This window comes from Xanthomonas sp. NCPPB 3005, from assembly GCF_041228095.2.
Taxonomy (GTDB): domain Bacteria; phylum Pseudomonadota; class Gammaproteobacteria; order Xanthomonadales; family Xanthomonadaceae; genus Xanthomonas_A; species Xanthomonas_A bonasiae.
Window position 1 is genome coordinate 380,600 of sequence record NZ_CP166096.2, and the last position, 15,171, is coordinate 395,770.

The 15,171-nt window shown below is 69.0% G+C and carries 15 protein-coding genes; 3 read left to right on the top strand and 12 right to left on the bottom strand.

The features are described 5' to 3' along the window. The first annotated feature begins 80 nt into the window (after positions 1–80). Both AB8810_RS01750 and AB8810_RS01755 read left to right on the top strand, forming a co-directional pair. The gene (locus AB8810_RS01750) at positions 81–938 is read left to right on the top strand and encodes a class I SAM-dependent methyltransferase (RefSeq protein ID WP_369915374.1); all 858 of its coding nucleotides are present in this window, start codon (positions 81–83) and stop codon (positions 936–938) included. 113 nt (positions 939–1,051) lie between these two features. Next, entirely contained in the window at positions 1,052–1,588 is a 537-nt protein-coding gene (locus tag AB8810_RS01755) for a pseudouridine synthase (RefSeq protein ID WP_369915375.1), read from the top strand. A 312-nt stretch (positions 1,589–1,900) separates the two neighbouring features. On the opposite strand, the gene AB8810_RS01760 is transcribed toward AB8810_RS01755, so the two are convergent. Next, a complete protein-coding gene (locus AB8810_RS01760; RefSeq protein WP_179571064.1) occupies positions 1,901–2,302 on the bottom strand; it encodes a hypothetical protein in 402 nt (133 codons plus the stop codon). A gap of 413 nt (positions 2,303–2,715) precedes the next feature. Next, positions 2,716–5,328 carry an ATP-dependent helicase HrpB gene (hrpB, locus tag AB8810_RS01765; protein ID WP_369915377.1) on the bottom strand — a complete coding sequence of 871 codons (2,613 nt, stop codon included), beginning with the start codon at positions 5,326–5,328 and terminating at the stop codon, positions 2,716–2,718. A gap of 110 nt (positions 5,329–5,438) precedes the next feature. On the opposite strand from hrpB, the gene AB8810_RS01770 reads away from it, so the two are divergent. Then, positions 5,439–6,236, top strand: a complete 798-nt coding sequence (locus tag AB8810_RS01770; RefSeq protein ID WP_369915378.1) for a TatD family hydrolase — start codon at positions 5,439–5,441, stop codon at positions 6,234–6,236. Positions 6,237–6,468: 232 nt separating this feature from the next. Here the strand turns inward: AB8810_RS01770 and AB8810_RS01775 are convergent, their stop codons facing one another. The 10 genes from AB8810_RS01775 to AB8810_RS01820 all read right to left on the bottom strand — a co-directional run bounded on the left by AB8810_RS01775 (position 6,469) and on the right by AB8810_RS01820 (position 15,153). Continuing rightward, positions 6,469–6,972: a hypothetical protein gene (locus AB8810_RS01775; RefSeq protein WP_369915379.1), complete on the bottom strand. Its 504-nt coding sequence runs from the start codon at positions 6,970–6,972 to the stop codon at positions 6,469–6,471. Between the two features lie 506 nt (positions 6,973–7,478). Then, positions 7,479–8,423, bottom strand: a complete 945-nt coding sequence (panE, locus tag AB8810_RS01780; protein ID WP_369915380.1) for a 2-dehydropantoate 2-reductase — start codon at positions 8,421–8,423, stop codon at positions 7,479–7,481. A gap of 31 nt (positions 8,424–8,454) precedes the next feature. Beyond that, positions 8,455–8,814, bottom strand: coding sequence for a hypothetical protein (locus tag AB8810_RS01785; RefSeq protein ID WP_369915381.1), 360 nt, complete (start codon positions 8,812–8,814; stop codon positions 8,455–8,457). A gap of 54 nt (positions 8,815–8,868) precedes the next feature. Then, positions 8,869–9,975 carry an OmpA family protein gene (locus tag AB8810_RS01790; RefSeq protein WP_369915382.1) on the bottom strand — a complete coding sequence of 369 codons (1,107 nt, stop codon included), beginning with the start codon at positions 9,973–9,975 and terminating at the stop codon, positions 8,869–8,871. Between the two features lie 53 nt (positions 9,976–10,028). After that, positions 10,029–10,640: a hypothetical protein gene (locus AB8810_RS01795; protein WP_369915383.1), complete on the bottom strand. Its 612-nt coding sequence runs from the start codon at positions 10,638–10,640 to the stop codon at positions 10,029–10,031. Then, the gene (locus AB8810_RS01800) at positions 10,637–11,311 is read right to left on the bottom strand and encodes a TadE/TadG family type IV pilus assembly protein (protein WP_369915384.1); all 675 of its coding nucleotides are present in this window, start codon (positions 11,309–11,311) and stop codon (positions 10,637–10,639) included. The genes AB8810_RS01795 and AB8810_RS01800 overlap by 4 nt, the downstream gene beginning before the upstream one ends. Continuing rightward, positions 11,308–11,697, bottom strand: coding sequence for a DUF192 domain-containing protein (locus AB8810_RS01805; RefSeq protein ID WP_369915385.1), 390 nt, complete (start codon positions 11,695–11,697; stop codon positions 11,308–11,310). Before AB8810_RS01805 ends, AB8810_RS01800 begins: the two co-directional genes overlap by 4 nt. Further along, positions 11,694–12,584, bottom strand: coding sequence for a type II secretion system F family protein (locus tag AB8810_RS01810; RefSeq protein ID WP_369915386.1), 891 nt, complete (start codon positions 12,582–12,584; stop codon positions 11,694–11,696). Before AB8810_RS01810 ends, AB8810_RS01805 begins: the two co-directional genes overlap by 4 nt. Continuing rightward, a complete protein-coding gene (locus AB8810_RS01815) occupies positions 12,581–13,429 on the bottom strand; it encodes a type II secretion system F family protein (RefSeq protein ID WP_369915387.1) in 849 nt (282 codons plus the stop codon). Before AB8810_RS01815 ends, AB8810_RS01810 begins: the two co-directional genes overlap by 4 nt. Continuing rightward, entirely contained in the window at positions 13,429–15,153 is a 1,725-nt protein-coding gene (locus AB8810_RS01820) for an ATPase, T2SS/T4P/T4SS family (RefSeq protein ID WP_369915388.1), read from the bottom strand. Before AB8810_RS01820 ends, AB8810_RS01815 begins: the two co-directional genes overlap by 1 nt. Positions 15,154–15,171 lie beyond the last annotated feature (18 nt).

Below are 15,171 nucleotides of genomic sequence, written 5' to 3' on the forward strand. Positions count from 1 at the left end.
TTCGCGCTAACGCGAAGACAACATTCGGGCGTGCGCGCATGCGTGCTAGGCTCGCGTCACACCGACAACGGACGTACGCCATGAGCCTTCGCACCACGCTTGCCTGCGCTTGTACCCTTGCCATTGCCGCGACGCTGGCGATCCCGAACGCGCAGGCGATCAAGCCTGCCGACAGCGCCAGCCTGCCGGCGCCGGATGCGGCCTTGCAGAAGGCCATCGACGGCAGCTGGCGCGACCGCGTCTACGTCGAGCGCGACGCCTATCGCCACCCCGGGCAGACCCTGGCGTTCTTCGGCATCAAGCCGACCCAGACGGTGATCGAGATCACTCCGGGCGGCGGCTGGTATTCGGAAATCCTGGCGCCGTACCTGCGCGAGCGCGGCCAGTACATCGCCGCGGTGGTCGATCCGACGGCGGTGCCGGAAGGGCGCGGCCGCGAGTATCAGCAGAAGGCGCGCGCGACGCTGGAGCAGAAGTTCGCCGCCGCGCCGGCGCAGTACGACCGCGCCAAGCTGGTGGCGTATTCGCCGACCGCGCCGGTGTTTGGTCCGGCCGGCTCGGCCGATCTGGTGCTGACCTTCCGCAACGTGCACAACTGGCGCATGTCCGGCCAGGCCGAGGGCATGTTCAAGGGCTTCTACGCGGTGCTCAAGCCCGGCGGCGTGCTCGGCGTGGTCGAGCACCGGGCCAAGGCCGACGTGCCGGCCGACGACAAGAGCGGCTACGTCGGCCAGGCGCAGGTGATCGCGATGGCCGAGGCGGCCGGCTTCAAACTGGCCGGCAAGAGCGAGGTCAACGCCAATCCGCGCGACACCAAGGACTATCCCGGCGGCGTGTGGACGCTGCCGCCGAGCAACAGCCACGATGCCGCCGACGATGCCAAGTACAAGGCGATCGGCGAGAGCGACCGGATGACGCTGAAGTTCGTCAAGCGCTGAGAACGGCGGCGCGGGCAGCGGGAAAGGGAAACCGGCGTGGGAGAATTACCCGCGCCGCGCGCGCCGTCGATGCGTGGCCAATCCCGAATCCCTTTTCTCCAATCTCCGCTTCCATGCTGATCGCGTTCAACAAGCCGTTCAATGTGCTGTGCCAGTTCACCGATCGCAGCGACCCGCCGCGGCGCACGCTGGCCGGGTTCGGCCTGCCCGCCGACGTGTACGCGGCGGGACGGCTGGACTACGACAGCGAAGGCCTGCTGCTGCTCACCGACGACGGCGCGCTGGCGCACCGCTACACCGATCCGCGGCACAAGCAACCGAAGACGTACTGGGTGCAGGTGGAAGGCGTGCCGCAGCCCGAACAGCTGCAGCGCCTGCGCGATGGCGTGGTATTGAACGACGGACCGACCGCGCCGGCGCAGGCCAGCGTGCTGGAGAGGGAGCCGGACCTGTGGCCGCGCGACCCGCCGGTGCGCTTCCGCAAGACGGTGCCCGATGCCTGGCTGCAGATCGTGCTGCGCGAAGGGCGCAATCGCCAGGTGCGGCGCATGACGGCCGCGGTCGGCTTGCCGACCTTGCGCCTGGTCCGCGCGGCGATCGGCGCGCACCGGCTGGAGGGGTTGGCGCCGGGCGCGTGGCGGGCGCTGTAAGCCGTTTGGGCAATGCTCCCTTGTAGGAGCGGCTTCAGCCGCGACGCTTTACCGGTAGCCCTGTCGCGGCTGAAGCCGCTCCTACAGGAACGGGGCCGGTGGTCGCGAATTCCGGATTGAGACGCTTGCGTGCCGTGTGGCGTGTCCGCAGGCGCTCGACGATCGCCGTCGCGGCGGCCTCGTCGCCGCGCTGCAGATCGCTTGGAAACCACGGCGTCCGCTGCCTGTAAACGAAAACAGCGGCCGGATGCATCCGGCCGCTGTTTCGATGGCGCTGCCGTCGTCGCTGTCGCGGCGACGCTCCTGCAATGCTTATTCTTCGGTGGCGTCCTGCGCGGCCGCGGCACGGCGCGAGGTGCGCGCCGCCGAACGCCGGGCACCGGCGTTGCCGCGCTTGCTGGCTTCGATGCGCTGCGAATCGCCTTCGATCGGCGCGTTGTTGTCGCGCTGGCGCTTGCGGTAGATCGCATACCCGAGCAGGCCCACGCCTACCGCCGCGGCGGCGATCGCGATGACCGGATTGCGGCGCACCGCCGTCCGCGCGACCTTGGTGCCGGTCTTCACCGCACCCAGCGCCGCACCGGTCTTCAGCGCGCCCATGGCGGCGCCGGACTGCAGCCACTTGTTGGCCTGCGGCCCGATGTGACGGAGGCTGTCGCCGGCATGGCTGGCGAGATCCAGCGCGCGGTCGGTGATGATGGTCAGCTTGCTCATGGGGGCGTCCCTACTGGCAGGAATAAGGACCGCAGTGTCCCCCGGGTACCGTATAGACCGCGTTAGCGCGCCGGCGTGGAGTCGTCTGCCGGCTGAATGCGCGGCCGGTTCGGGTGCGGTGGCCGGTGCGGTTGCAATCGCCACGGTGGGGATGTCTCGACGGGGCCGCACGCCGTGGCGCTGGCGCGACGTTGCCGCGGGCGACGTCGATCAGCGCAGCGTTCGCGCCGGGTCCATCGCCTTCGCCATCCACGGGCAGGGACGGCGGGCGAGGCGGTGCTCGCCTGCATCGGTGCATCCGGCGTGCTTGCGCCGGACCTTCGGAAACGCGGCGTGCAGACGGAACGTCCTCTTCGCCGCTGTTGCCCGTCTGCAACGGCCGCAAACCTGCAGCGCGATGGCCGCCGCCGTGCTCAAGTGCCGCGCGGCTTCGCGCGATGGCTGGCGGTGGCGGTCCACGGGTCGTCCGGCCACGGGTGGCGCGGATAGCGGCCCTTCATTTCCTTTTTCACTTCCGGATAGGTGCTGGACCAGAAGTTGCGCAGGTCCTGGGTCACCTGCAGCGGGCGTCCGCCAGGCGAGAGCAGGTGCAGCAGCAGCGGCACGCGGCCGTCGGCGACGCGCGGGGTGTCGGCCAGCCCGAACAGTTCCTGCAGCTTCACCGCCAGCACCGGCGGTTGCGGTTGGCCGGCGTGGTCGAGCGCGTAGTCGATGCGCCGCTCCATGCCCGAGGGCACCGTGATCCGCGTCGGCGCGTGGCGATCGACGGCCTGCCGCTGGTCCCACGGCAGCAGCGACTTCAGCGCCTCGCCGAGGTCGTCTTCGCCGAGCGCATCGAGCCGGGTCTTGCCGGCGAAGGCCGGGCGCAGCCAACCGTCCAGGCCTTCCAGTAGCGCTGCGTCGCCGAGATCGGGCAAGCCCAGCTCCGGCATCCACGTGCGCAGCGCGACCGCGCGCGCGCGCCATTGGGTCAGCGGCTCGCTCCACGGCAGCGCCTGCAGGCCGAGTTCGCGTACCGCCTCGGTCAGCGCTGCCGCCGCATGCGCCGGATCGACGCGGCCGGCGGGGCGGCTGTCGAGCACGATGCGGTCGAAGCGGGTTTCGCGCAGCGCGCTCAACGCGCGCCGCTCGGCGTCCCAGCGCACCACGTCCTGCTGCACGAAGCGCTGCGGGAAATCCGCGCGCAGCCGCGCCTCGTCCACCGGCGCGGCGCGCAGCAGCAGCGCGTCCTTGGCTTCGTAGCGCAGTTCGGTGGCGACCAGCCACGGCTCGCCGCGCAGGTCGCTGTGCTCGAACAGGCGTGCGCTGCGGCCGTTGGCCAGCAGATAGCGCAACGGATCGGCCGGATGGCGGGTGGCGATGCGGTCGGGGAAGGCATGGGCCAGCAGGTCGCCGAGTTCGTGCGCTTCCACGCTGTCCGGCGCGGCGGCGTCGCTGCGCAGGCGCCGCCGCCATTGCTTGGCGGCCGCATCGATCGCGGCCAGGCCGCCGCGGTTGGCGTCGTGCGGGGCGCGGCCGCGGCGGAACCCGGCCAGTGCGCGCCAGCGCGCCGCCAGCGCGTCGCCGCCCTGGCGCAGCGGATCGCGCGCCTCGACCAGCGCGGCCAGGTCGCAGGCCAGCGCCTGCGCACGCGCATCCGGCGCGGCCAGCAGCATCGCCGCCAGCCGCGGATGGGTGCCCAGCGCCAACATGCGCCGGCCGGCCGCGGTGATCGCTTGGTTCTCGCTCAAGGCCCCTAGCCGCTGCAGCAGTTCGCGCGCGGCGGCCAGCGCGCCGGCCGGCGGCGGATCGACGAAGCGCAACGCGTCGCTGCCCCAGGCCGCCAGTTCCAGCGCCAGCCCGGCCAGTTCCACCTGCAGCATTTCCGCGCGGCGCTGCGCCTCCAGGCGCTGCGACTGCGGCCACAGCCGGTACGCCCAGCCGGCGGCGACACGGCCGGCACGGCCGGCGCGCTGGTCGGCCGAGGCCTGGGAGATGGCGGTCACGTCCAGCCGCGAGAAACCGCTGTTGGGGTCGTAGTGCGGCTCGCGCGCCAGCCCGGCATCGATCACCACTCGCACGCCGGGCAGGGTCACCGAGGATTCGGCCACGTTGGTCGCCAGCACCACGCGGCGGCGGCCGTGCGGATCGGGCTGCAGCACCCGGGCCTGCTGTTCGACTGGCAGTTCGCCATGCAACGGCAACACGTCGACACCGCTGCCTTCTCCCCCCGGGAGAAGGTGGCGCGCAGCGCCGGATGAGGGTGCGCCCGAGGCGGTGCCGGCGGCGAGGGCGCCAGAAGCGGCCCCCGATGCGGGCACGCCCAGCCCCACCCCGGCTGCCTCCAACGCCGCCTGCACCCGCGCGATCTCGCGCTGCCCGGGCAGGAACACCAGCACGTCGCCGGGATGCTGCTGCAGCGCATGTTCGATGGCGCGGCGGGTCTGCGCTTCCAATGCCTCCTCGCGCCGCGCCGGGAAATGCGCGATCTCCACCGGATAGCTGCGGCCGGCACTGGACAGCCGCGGCGCGTCCAGGAACTGCGCCAGGCGTTCGCCGTCCAGCGTCGCCGACATCACCACGATGCGCAGGTCCTCGCGCACCTGCGCCTGCACGTCCAGCGCCAGCGCCAGGCCCAGGTCGGCGGCCAGGTGGCGTTCGTGGAATTCGTCGAACAGCAGCGCGCCGACGCCGTCGAGCATCGGGTCGTCCTGCAGCATCCGGGTCAGGATGCCTTCGGTGACCACTTCGATGCGGGTGCGCGCGGACACCTTGTTCTCGAAGCGGATGCGGTAACCCACGGTCTCGCCCGGCGCCTCGCCGCGCTGCCGGGCCATGAACGTGGCGGCGCTGCGCGCGGCGACCCGGCGCGGTTCCAGCATCACGATGCGGCGGCCCTGCAGCCACGGCGCGTCCAGCAGCGCCGGCGGCACCTGGGTGGTCTTGCCGGCGCCGGGCGGGGCTTCCAGCACCAGCCGCGGGTGCGCGGCGAGGCTGTCGCGGATCTGCGGCAGCAGCGGGTCGATCGGAAAAACGGGAGAGGCCATCGGCCAAGGATACGGATCGGCTGCGCCGCTGTAGAGCGCGCGCCTCTCGCGGTTAGCGCCGGCCCCGTACAATCCCCCGCTTTCCTGCCCGGCTTCCTCGGCATCTCCGCATGACTCTGATCGATATCGGCGCCAACCTCACCCACGACTCCTTCGATCGCGACCGCGACGCGGTGCTGCAGCGCGCCCGCGACGCCGGCGTCGCGCAGTTGGTGGTGACCGGCGCCAGCCGCGAGCACTCGCCGTTGGCGTTGCAGCTGGCGCAGCAGCACCCCGGTTTCCTCTACGCCACCGCGGGCGTGCATCCGCACCACGCGCTCGAGTACACCGCCGAGTGCGACGCCGAACTGCGCGCGTTGCATGCGCATGCCGAGGTGGTGGCGGTGGGCGAGTGCGGGCTGGACTACTTCCGCGACCTGGCGCCGCGCCCGGCGCAGCACCGCGCCTTCGAGCGCCAGCTGCAGCTGGCCGCCGACACCGGCAAGCCGCTGTTCCTGCACCAGCGCGACGCGCATGCGGATTTCCTGGCGCTGATGCGCCAGTTCGACGGCAAGCTCGGCCCGGCGGTGGTGCACTGCTTCACCGGCACCCGCGAGGAGCTGTTCGATTACCTGGACCGCGACTGGCACATCGGCATCACCGGCTGGCTGTGCGACGAGCGCCGCGGCGCGCATCTGCGCGAGCTGGTCAGGAACATCCCGGCAGCGCGGCTGATGATCGAGACCGACGCGCCGTACCTGCTGCCGCGCACGCTCAAGCCGCTGCCGAAGGACCGGCGCAACGAACCGGCGTTCCTGGCGCACATCGTCGAGGAACTGGCGCGCGACCGCGGCGAGGACGTGGCGGCGACCGCGGCGGCGACCACCGCCACCGCGCGCGGGTTCTTCCGCTTGCCCGACGATGCATGAGCGCAGTCCGCCGCCCGGCTGCGGCTATCGCGGTTGTGCGTGGCGATGCGGACCGAATGCTGGCGGCACGTGCGCTGCCGCAGCAGTCGATCGCGGTCGTTTGCGCTCGCGAGATCCTGTAGGAGCGGCTTCAGCCGCGACCGGCACTACCGTTAGCGCCTGTCGCGGCTGAAGCCGCTCCTACAGGGTTCATGGCCCGTCGCTGCGCCGGTTTTCCGTGCGCGGATCCGCGCTATTCGATCTGCGCGTCCTCGCGCTTGGCTTCCGCCATCGCTTCCGGCTCCAGTTCCTCGGCGCTGCGGTTGAGCTTGACGAACACGCCCCAGGCGACCAGCAACAGCGCCGCGCACAGGCCGACCGCGGTGGCATAGGGCAGCTTGGCCGGGTCGTCGTGCATCAGTTCGAACACGGACACCAGCGTCTCGATCGCCAGGGCGATGACGATGACCACGAAGAACCGCGACAGGTAGCGGCGCACCCGCGTCGGGCCGCTGATCTTGACGTCGCGCTGCACCTCTTCCTCGAAGATGGTCTGGCCCAGTTCCAGCGTCACCAGCGCCACGGTGAGCAGCCCGATCGCCTCCAGCACCACGTTGAAGCGGTCGCGGATGACCAGGTCGCCGCCGGGGGTGAGGCCGTGCCACAGTTCCAGCACCGCCATCGCCACCAGGCCGGCGGCGCACAGCAGGAACAGCAGGATGATCAGGAAATGGCCGCCGCGGAATATCTTTTCCATGAACTTCATCGCCGCTCGCCGTGGTCAGGTCGGCGAGCATAGGCGCGGCGGGCGTCAGCGGCGCGCGAAGAGGCGCGACGGACGGGGCACACGTGCCGCAGCCGAGGACTCGCAGGCACGCAATGCGTTCCGCGGCCCCCCGAGGCGGCTGCCGCGTGGCGGACTGCGCTGCCCGGTCGGGCGGATCAGGGAATGCATCAGTGGCGGTGGACGGTCTCGGGCATCGGCGTCGGCGGGTCCTCGCGGCTCCGGTGACCGGGGAAGTGCCTGTCGCGGTTGCACCCACTCCATGCACGCGCAAGGGCAAGCCGGGCGGGGTGGGTTTTGGGAGGGACTTCAGTCCCGACGCGTGTCGGCCGGACAGTCGCATGGCGACGCCCGTCGCGGCCGGGCCGGCTCGTACCACATGCATGCCGGCGCATGGCGGTGTGCCGGGCACCTGTGGGGGCGTGAACCTCTCCGCTGCGAGGCGCGTCACTGTGGCGGCGTCGCCCGCCGCCATGCCTTCAGCCTTGCGCCAACCCGGCCTGGTAAGCCTGCAGATGGCAATACGCGGCCAGCAGCCACGGTGCGGCATGGCCGGCGGCGCGGGCGCGGGCCAGCATGTCGCCGACGATGTGCTGCGCTTCCACCTGCTGCCCGGCTTCCAGGTCGCGCAGCATCGAGGCTTTCATCGGCGAGCCGGGTTGGGTCAGCAGCTGCAGTGCGCTGGCCTGCGCCGCTTCCGGCACCGGTTCGCCGGCGGCGGCGGCGACCGCCGTGCATTCGGCATACAGCCCGCGCAGCAGCGCCACGCCGTCGTCGCTGGCGACGATGCGGCCGGTCGGCGCGCGCATCAGGCAGGTGGCCGCGGCCAGTGCGGTCAGGAAGGTGTACTTGATCCACTGTTCCTGCGCGATCCGGGGCGTGGCGACATGGTCGATGCCGGCCTGCGCGCAGGCGGCGGCCAGGTCGCGCACGCGGGCGCTGTCGGCGCCGCGCCCGTCGCGCTCGCCGAAGGTCAGCGAGGCCGGCTTGGCCAGGTGCTCGATGGCGCCGTCCGCGCCCAGCGTGGCGCTGATGAAGCACAGGCCGCCGAGCACGCGGTCGGCGCCGAAGCGCGCGTCCAGCAGCGGGTAGTGGCGCAGGCCGTTGAGGATCGGCAGCAGCGCGGTGCCGGTGCCCATTGCCGGCGCCAGCGCGTTCAGTGCGCTGTCCAGGTCGTAGGCCTTGCAGCTGAGGATCGCCAGGTCGAACGGCCGCGCGGCGGCCGTTGCCGGCAACGTATCGGCGGTCAGCGTGGCCACCGCGAGGTCGGCATCGCCACGCGGGCTGCGGATGCGCAAGCCGTCGCGCTGCAGGCGCTCGGCCCGCGCCGGGCGGACCAGAAAGGTGACATCGACGCCGGCCTGAGCCAGGCGTCCGCCGAAGTAGCCGCCGGTCGCGCCGGCGCCGAGGATCAGGATGCGCATGCGCCGATGGTAGCAGCGGCGCCGGCTGGCTTCAGCGCCGCGGTGCGGCCGTGCCCGGCGTGCGCAAGCCTTCCGGCGGCTCGAAGGCGTCGGCGGGCACGGGCTCGTAGCTGACCGTGTCCACACGCAGGCTGCGTTCGTCGCGTCGGTTCCTGATGCGGCCGCGGTAGCCGAGCAACAGGCCGTTGCCGTCCAGCCACAGCGTGCCGCTGGTGGTGCCGTCGGGTCCTTGCGCGGCGGATCGATAGCGCCAGCCGGCGGCGAGGGGGTCGGCGATGAACTCGCGGGGAACGGCGCGCAGCGTCCGCCGATCCGCGCAGGAATGCTCAGGGTCGTGCGAGTAGGGTCCCGCTGGCGTCGGTGCGGAAAAGACCTGCTCGCGACGAGACACGCGAGCAGGTTTGCGCTACCGATGCGACGTCCAGGCGGGCACTGTTGGCGGGCTCTAGCGCTTGACCAGTTCGACCCTGCGGTTTTGCGCCTTGCCGGCTTCGTTTGCGTTGTCGGCTACCGGGTCGGCGTCGCCAAAACCGGCGGACGTCAATCTGGCCGCATCGATGCCCTGGGCCGTAATGGCGGAAACGACAGCCTTGGCGCGGCCGTCCGACAGCGTCTTGTTGTGCGCCGGATCGCCGGTGTTGTCGGTGTACCCATTCACCGCCAACTTCAGCGAGGCATCCTGCTTGAGCAACTGCACGACCTGCTCGATCTGTGGTTGCGAGTCCGGAAGGATGTCGGTCTTGTCGGTGGCGAAGTTGACCTGCAATGCCACCTTGCCGGTCTTGTCGATCTGCGCCTTCAATTCGCTGGCCGGCAACACACTGGCGGTGATTTCCAGCGGCTTGGTTTCAGCGATGAGCAGTCCACCGCCGAACTGATAGCTGCACAGGTGGATCCAGATGTCGCGATCGGCGCGATGCACGACGAACACCTGTGTGGGATTGTTCCAGACATCGCCCAGGCCGCTGTTGTACTTGACCGCGAAGTCGCGCGGCCAGTCCTTGATCTTCTGCCCCGCTTGTTCCGGAATCTTGCCGTCGAAGATCTTCTTGCCGCCCAGCGACGCGACCACCGCTTCGATGTTGCGTTCCAGCTCCACGTCCGAGAAGGTCTTGCCCTGCGCGGCGTCGATGTGCGCCGACCACACCTTGCCTTCCACTGTTTCCAGGCGATCGCCTGTCCAGAACGGTACCTGGTCGAAATCGGCGACATCCGGCGTGCTTCCGGTGACATAGCCGTTGGGAAGGGCGATATACGGGAACGCGCCCAGCGGCACGCTCGAGACCGGCAGGCTGGAGGCATCGAAGCCCTTGGGGGTCGCTTCCTGCTGAGGTTGCGACGCCTGCGGGCTGCCGGCCGCAGCCGCGGACGCGGCGGCATGCTCGTCGCTCTGCGCGGTTTGCTCCTGCTTCTTGCAGGCGCCAAGACCCAGGGTGATCGCTACAACCAACGTCGCCGCTACTGCTTTTTTCACAGAGGTACTCCTTTGCCGGGGGACGAAAAAACAGTGTAGCCGCGAACCCTGCCGATCTTCCTGCGCCACGATGAACACCGACCAATCGGCCGCGCGGAATGGCGCGCGGCGCAGGCCGTCAGCGCGCGTGACTAGTGGGTCGGCTCGGGGGGCTGGAACAGCGCATCGGGTTGCGGGCGGTATTCCACGCGCTGGATGTCCCATTGCTGCTGCTGTTGCAGACCGGTCTTGCCGCGATACGCAAGCACCAGGCCGGTGTCGCGATCCAGCCACATCGTTCCCTGTCGGGTCATGCCGGGGCCGCTCGCATTGGAAAGCCGGTATCGCCACTGCACCGCCGGCCGGCCGGCATGGACGCCGGTGTCGGCACGTTGGCAGTCGGCGAACATGCCCAGGCCAGCGCAGGGCTGCTCCGGGTCGAAGCGCAGCGGCCAGCGCATGCCGGGCACCGGCATGCCATCGCCCTGCTGGCCCACGATCCACCCGATGGTTGCGTCCTTGGTCAGGATTAGCGCGTACGGCGTGCCGCTGGCGTCCTTGAATTGCACGCGCAGCGCATCGTCGCGGAAATACAGCGTCACCGGCTGCGGCGCGTCCTTGGGGCGGATCCGGCTCAACCCGCTCAGCTGGTTGGTCATCACCTCGGCCACGCCGGAGAACGGAAGTTCCTCGGCGCGCGCCCTTTCCGCAAGCGCGGGGGAGATCGCGAGCGCACATGCCAGCACCGAACGCCAACGCTTCACTTGTCCAGGTTGCCCTGTGTATAGATCGGCGATTGCATGCGCACGATGGCGTAACTCTCGATCGGCAGGCGATTGGTCAGCGGCTGCAGCGTCGATGATTCGAAGGTGCCCGGTTTCAGGTACTGGGATTTTCCGCCCAATACCCAGCCGACGAACGGCACCACCAGCGGTGCGTCGTAAACGACTTTGACCTTCAGGATGTTGGCGTCCTGGACGTTGACGCCACTGCTGCCGACCGCGTTGCTGCGGTAGGCGAGGGTATCGTTGGGCAGGGCGTACTTGCCGTTGTACTGGCGCTCTTTGAAGTCGCTCCACGCTGCACGCGTCGGGTTGATCACGGTGATGTGCCCGCGCCTGAGCACGTTCAAGTCTGCATAGGCTTTGCCATAGGCAATTTCCAATGCAACCTGCCCGGTGTCCTTGGAGTAGAGCGGCATCATGCCCTTGGCGAAGCTCTTCTGCATTTCGCCGCGGTCCACGCCGGTCACCGCGCCCGTGCGTGCGACCATCAGCGCAGCGTAGTCGAGTGTCGATTTCATCCGGTAGAGCAGGACCGCCTGGATGACGGAAAGCAACAGGAACAGCAGGACCGGGGTGATGATCACCAGTTCCACCATGGATTGGCCGCGCATCGAGCGCCGGCTGCGAAACTCCCGCACGCGTGTTTTCATGACCATGCTCCAGTGTCGGGCGGCGGCGCGACCGCTGCGGCACGCCAGCGCCACTGTTCGCCCTGCTGCGGCTGCAGCCGGTCCAGCGCGCCACCGTGGAATTCGATGGTGGCCACCGCGCCCCGGCAGGCCGCGGCCCGATATGGCCTGACGTTCTCGCGCCATTCCAGGACGACGTCATCGCGCGCGAGAAACACCAGGTCCAACGGGTAGGCCATGCCGATGGTATGCACACTGGCGCATGGCCGGATCAACAGGGCTTCCGATCCGTCCTTGGCCAGTGCCGGCCGTGCCAGCAGGCCACGCATCCGCGACCACCAGGTGTCGGCGGACCACACGTGCGGGATGGATGCGCCCCGGCTGCGCTCGATGTGCCCGTGCTTCACAGGATTCCCTCCTGCAACATCTTCAAGTAGATGAAATAGCCCAGGAACAGGAAGATCAGCGGGAAGAAGAACATCACCAGCGGCAGCATCATCTTCACCGGCGCCTCCAGTGCCAGCTTCTCCGCGCGCAGGAAGCGCTCTTCGCGGCGTTGGTTGGCCTGCGCGCGCAGCGTGTCGCTCAAGTTGGCGCCGACCTTGTCGGCCTGGATCAGCGCGCTGGTGAAGCTGGTGATCTGGGCGATGTCCATGCGTTCTGCCATGCGCCGCAGTGCTTCGGCCCTGGGAAGTCCGGCACGCAGATCGCGGAGCATGCGCGAGAACTCCTGCGACAGCGCGCCGGCCGGGCCCTTGGCCACGGCCTGCTCGATGCCGCCGGTCACATTCAAGCCGGCTTCCACCGACATGGTGATGAAATCCAGGTAGACCGGCAGGTCGCGCACCACCGTCTTCTGCCGCGCCTTGCGGCGTTCGCCAAGCCACAGCGCCGGGTAGAGCCAGCCCAATACACACCCAAAGAACAGGCACATCAGCCCCGCTCCGATCCCGAGCTTGCCGAGCATCGCCGTGCACAGCAGGAACACCGCGGTCACCACGATCGCGCTGGCCATGCGCAGGCCGTAGAACTCTTCCGGGGTCAGGGTGAAGTCCTGACCGGCGGCCTGCAGCTGGCGATGGGTCTGCTCGAGCTGGGTGACGCTGAGGTGCGGCGCGATGCGGCGGGTCAGCACGGTCACCAGCGGCCACATCATCTGCATCAATCGCGGCAGCGGATCGTAGTAGGTGCGATCCTCCAGCTCGACTTCGCGGATCACCCCGCGCGTGCCGATGATCACCAGCGCGACGGCGCCGGCGGCCAGAAGGGCGACGAGGGCAAGCATCCAGGTCATACGTCGATCGTCATGATCTTCTTGCAGAGACGATAGCCCAGGTATTCCATGACCAGACAGATGGTGATCACCACCCATCCGTGCCAGCTGTGGAACATGGGCTGCATGGTTTCGCTGTACATCAAGCTGAGATAGCCGATCAAAAAGACCGGCAGCATCGCCATGACGATGCCCTGCAACCGACCCTGCGCGGTCAGGGACTTGACCTTCTTTTCCATGGTCAGGCGCCGGCGCAGCGTTTCGGCCAGCGTCGCCAGGGTTTCGGCCAGGTTGCCGCCCACCTCGCGCGAGATGTTCACCGCCGAGACGAACAGTTCGGCGTCGGTGATCGGCACGCGCTTGCTGAAATTTTCCATCGCTTCCTCGGCGCGCACCCCCATGTGCTGTTCGCGCAGCACCAGCGCCAGCTCCTGCGCCAACGGCGGCTGGCCATCGTGCACCAGCACTTCCATCGCCGGCGCGAAGCCCACGCCGGCACGCAGGCTGCTGGACAGCATCTGCAGTGCGTCCGGGAGCTGCTCCTGGATCTTTTCCAGCCGCCGCCGGCGCAGATACGCATAGATCTTGCGGGGCGCGAAGATCAGGAAGATGCCGATCAGCACCGCGATGACCAGGCTGCCGGTCAGCATCCAGATGAGCAGCGGGATGATCACCATCACCACGGCGCTGACCATGTAGACCTGTGCCGGGTCCATGAACAGGAACATGTCCGCCAGGTTCATGCGCGCCTGGTCCATGAAGCTCTCGCGGTAGCGCTGCATGAACCGCTCGCCCGAACGCGCAACCAGCAGAACGCCGACCAAGGCGCCGCCGAACACCAGCAAGGCGATCAGCCACAGGGCCATCAGCGCGTACTTCCCTGGCTGCGGAAGATGTCCAGATCCACCGACACGCCACGCTCGGCCAGCTCCTCGTAGAATTCGGGCACCGCGCCGGTCGCCACGAAGTTGCCGGCGACCTTGCCGTCCGGCCCGTGGTAGGTGGTCGGCTTGAACAGGAACAGGTCCTGCATCTGGATGGTGCCGCTTTCGATGCCGGTGATTTCGGTGATGTGGCTGACCTTGCGCGACCCGCAGGGATAGCGGCGCTGGTGCACGATGAGGTTGACCGCCGAGGCGATCTGCTCGCGCACGACCGTCATCGGCAGCTCCATGCCGGCCATCATCACCATCACCTCCAGGCGCGACAGCGTTTCGCGTGGGTTGTTGGCGTGCGCGGTGGTCAACGAACCCTCGTGGCCGGTGTTCATGGCCTGCAGCATGTCCAGGCTCTCGCCTCCGCGGCACTCGCCGACCACGATCCGATCCGGGCGCATGCGCAGCGCGTTCTTGACCAGGTCGCGGATGGTGATCTGGCCTTTGCCCTCCATGTTCGCGGGACGCGCCTCCAACGCGACCAGGTTCGGCTGCACGAGCTTCAGTTCGGCCGCGTCCTCGATGGTGACGACGCGGTCGCCATCGGGAATGAAGTTCGACAGGATGTTCAGCAGCGTGGTCTTGCCCGAGCCGGTGCCGCCGGACACCACGATGTTGCGGCGCTCGCGCACGGCCATGATCAGGAAGTCCAGCATCGGCTGGTTCAATGAGCCGTATTTCAACAGGTCTTCGCCCATCAAGCGGCGCGTGGCGAACTTGCGGATGCTGATGCTCGGCCCGCGCAGCGCCACCGGCGGGATCACCGCGTTCACGCGCGAGCCGTCCTTCAGGCGCGCATCGACCAGCGGCGAGCTTTCGTCGATGCGCCGGCCCAACGGGGTGACGATCCGTTCGATCGCCGCCAGGCAGGCGCGTTCGTTGGAGAACACCACCTCGGACTTCTGGATGCGCCCGGCCCGCTCGATGAAGATATCGTCGTGGGCATTGACCATGATTTCGGTGACGGTCGGATCCTCGATCAGATCTTCCAGCGGTCCCAGCCCGATGGCTTCGTCCAGCACCTGTTTGGCCAGGCGGCGCGGGTTGATGTCCGAGGGCAGGTCGGCGAATTCGCGCGCGAGGATATCGTCGATCAGGTTGATGGTGCTGTCGCGGAGCGCGCCGTCGTCCATGCTGCGCACGTCCATCCGGCGCAGGTCCATTTGCCGGACCAGCGCCATGTGCAGCTTGGTGCGCCAGGTCGCGATATCCGGCGGCGGTGGTCCGGCCAGCACCATGTCGGTGGAAGCCGGCGCGGCCGCCTTGGCTGCGGACGCGGCGTCGGCCGGCGCCGTTGCAGGTTCGGCCGCGCGCGCGGCGACGCCATCGTTGGCCGCGGGCGTGTGCTTGGCGATCCGCGCATCGTCGCCACTCACCTTGAGCATGTAGTGCCCGATGCGGATCTCGTCCTTGCCGTCGATCGGACCCTGCTTGGCCACGACGACCTTGCCGTTGAGCGTGATCGGTTCGCGCCCGCCCAAGGGCAGGATGAAAACGCCCTCGTCTTCGCGCAGCAGGGTGGCGTGCTTGCCGGCGATATTCCAGCCCTGGAGCATCACCAGATTGGCATCGGCGCGCCCGATGCCGCACTCCCGATGCATGCATTTGACCTGGCGGGTATCGCGGCCTGGCGTATTGATCAGCACTGTGAACATGACGATGAACCTTCCGCA

Excerpts from the sequence above, each read along its gene's own strand:
- AB8810_RS01750 (WP_369915374.1), top strand. The coding sequence starts at position 81 with ATGAGCCTTCGCACCACGCTTGCCTGCGCTTGTACCCTTGCCATTGCC.
- AB8810_RS01755 (WP_369915375.1), top strand. The coding sequence starts at position 1,052 with ATGCTGATCGCGTTCAACAAGCCGTTCAATGTGCTGTGCCAGTTCACC.
- AB8810_RS01760 (WP_179571064.1), bottom strand. The coding sequence starts at position 2,302 with ATGAGCAAGCTGACCATCATCACCGACCGCGCGCTGGATCTCGCCAGC.
- hrpB (WP_369915377.1), bottom strand. The coding sequence starts at position 5,328 with ATGGCCTCTCCCGTTTTTCCGATCGACCCGCTGCTGCCGCAGATCCGC.
- AB8810_RS01770 (WP_369915378.1), top strand. The coding sequence starts at position 5,439 with ATGACTCTGATCGATATCGGCGCCAACCTCACCCACGACTCCTTCGAT.
- AB8810_RS01775 (WP_369915379.1), bottom strand. The coding sequence starts at position 6,972 with ATGGAAAAGATATTCCGCGGCGGCCATTTCCTGATCATCCTGCTGTTC.
- panE (WP_369915380.1), bottom strand. The coding sequence starts at position 8,423 with ATGCGCATCCTGATCCTCGGCGCCGGCGCGACCGGCGGCTACTTCGGC.
- AB8810_RS01800 (WP_369915384.1), bottom strand. The coding sequence starts at position 11,311 with ATGAAAACACGCGTGCGGGAGTTTCGCAGCCGGCGCTCGATGCGCGGC.
- AB8810_RS01810 (WP_369915386.1), bottom strand. The coding sequence starts at position 12,584 with ATGACCTGGATGCTTGCCCTCGTCGCCCTTCTGGCCGCCGGCGCCGTC.
- AB8810_RS01815 (WP_369915387.1), bottom strand. The coding sequence starts at position 13,429 with ATGGCCCTGTGGCTGATCGCCTTGCTGGTGTTCGGCGGCGCCTTGGTC.
- AB8810_RS01820 (WP_369915388.1), bottom strand. The coding sequence starts at position 15,153 with ATGTTCACAGTGCTGATCAATACGCCAGGCCGCGATACCCGCCAGGTC.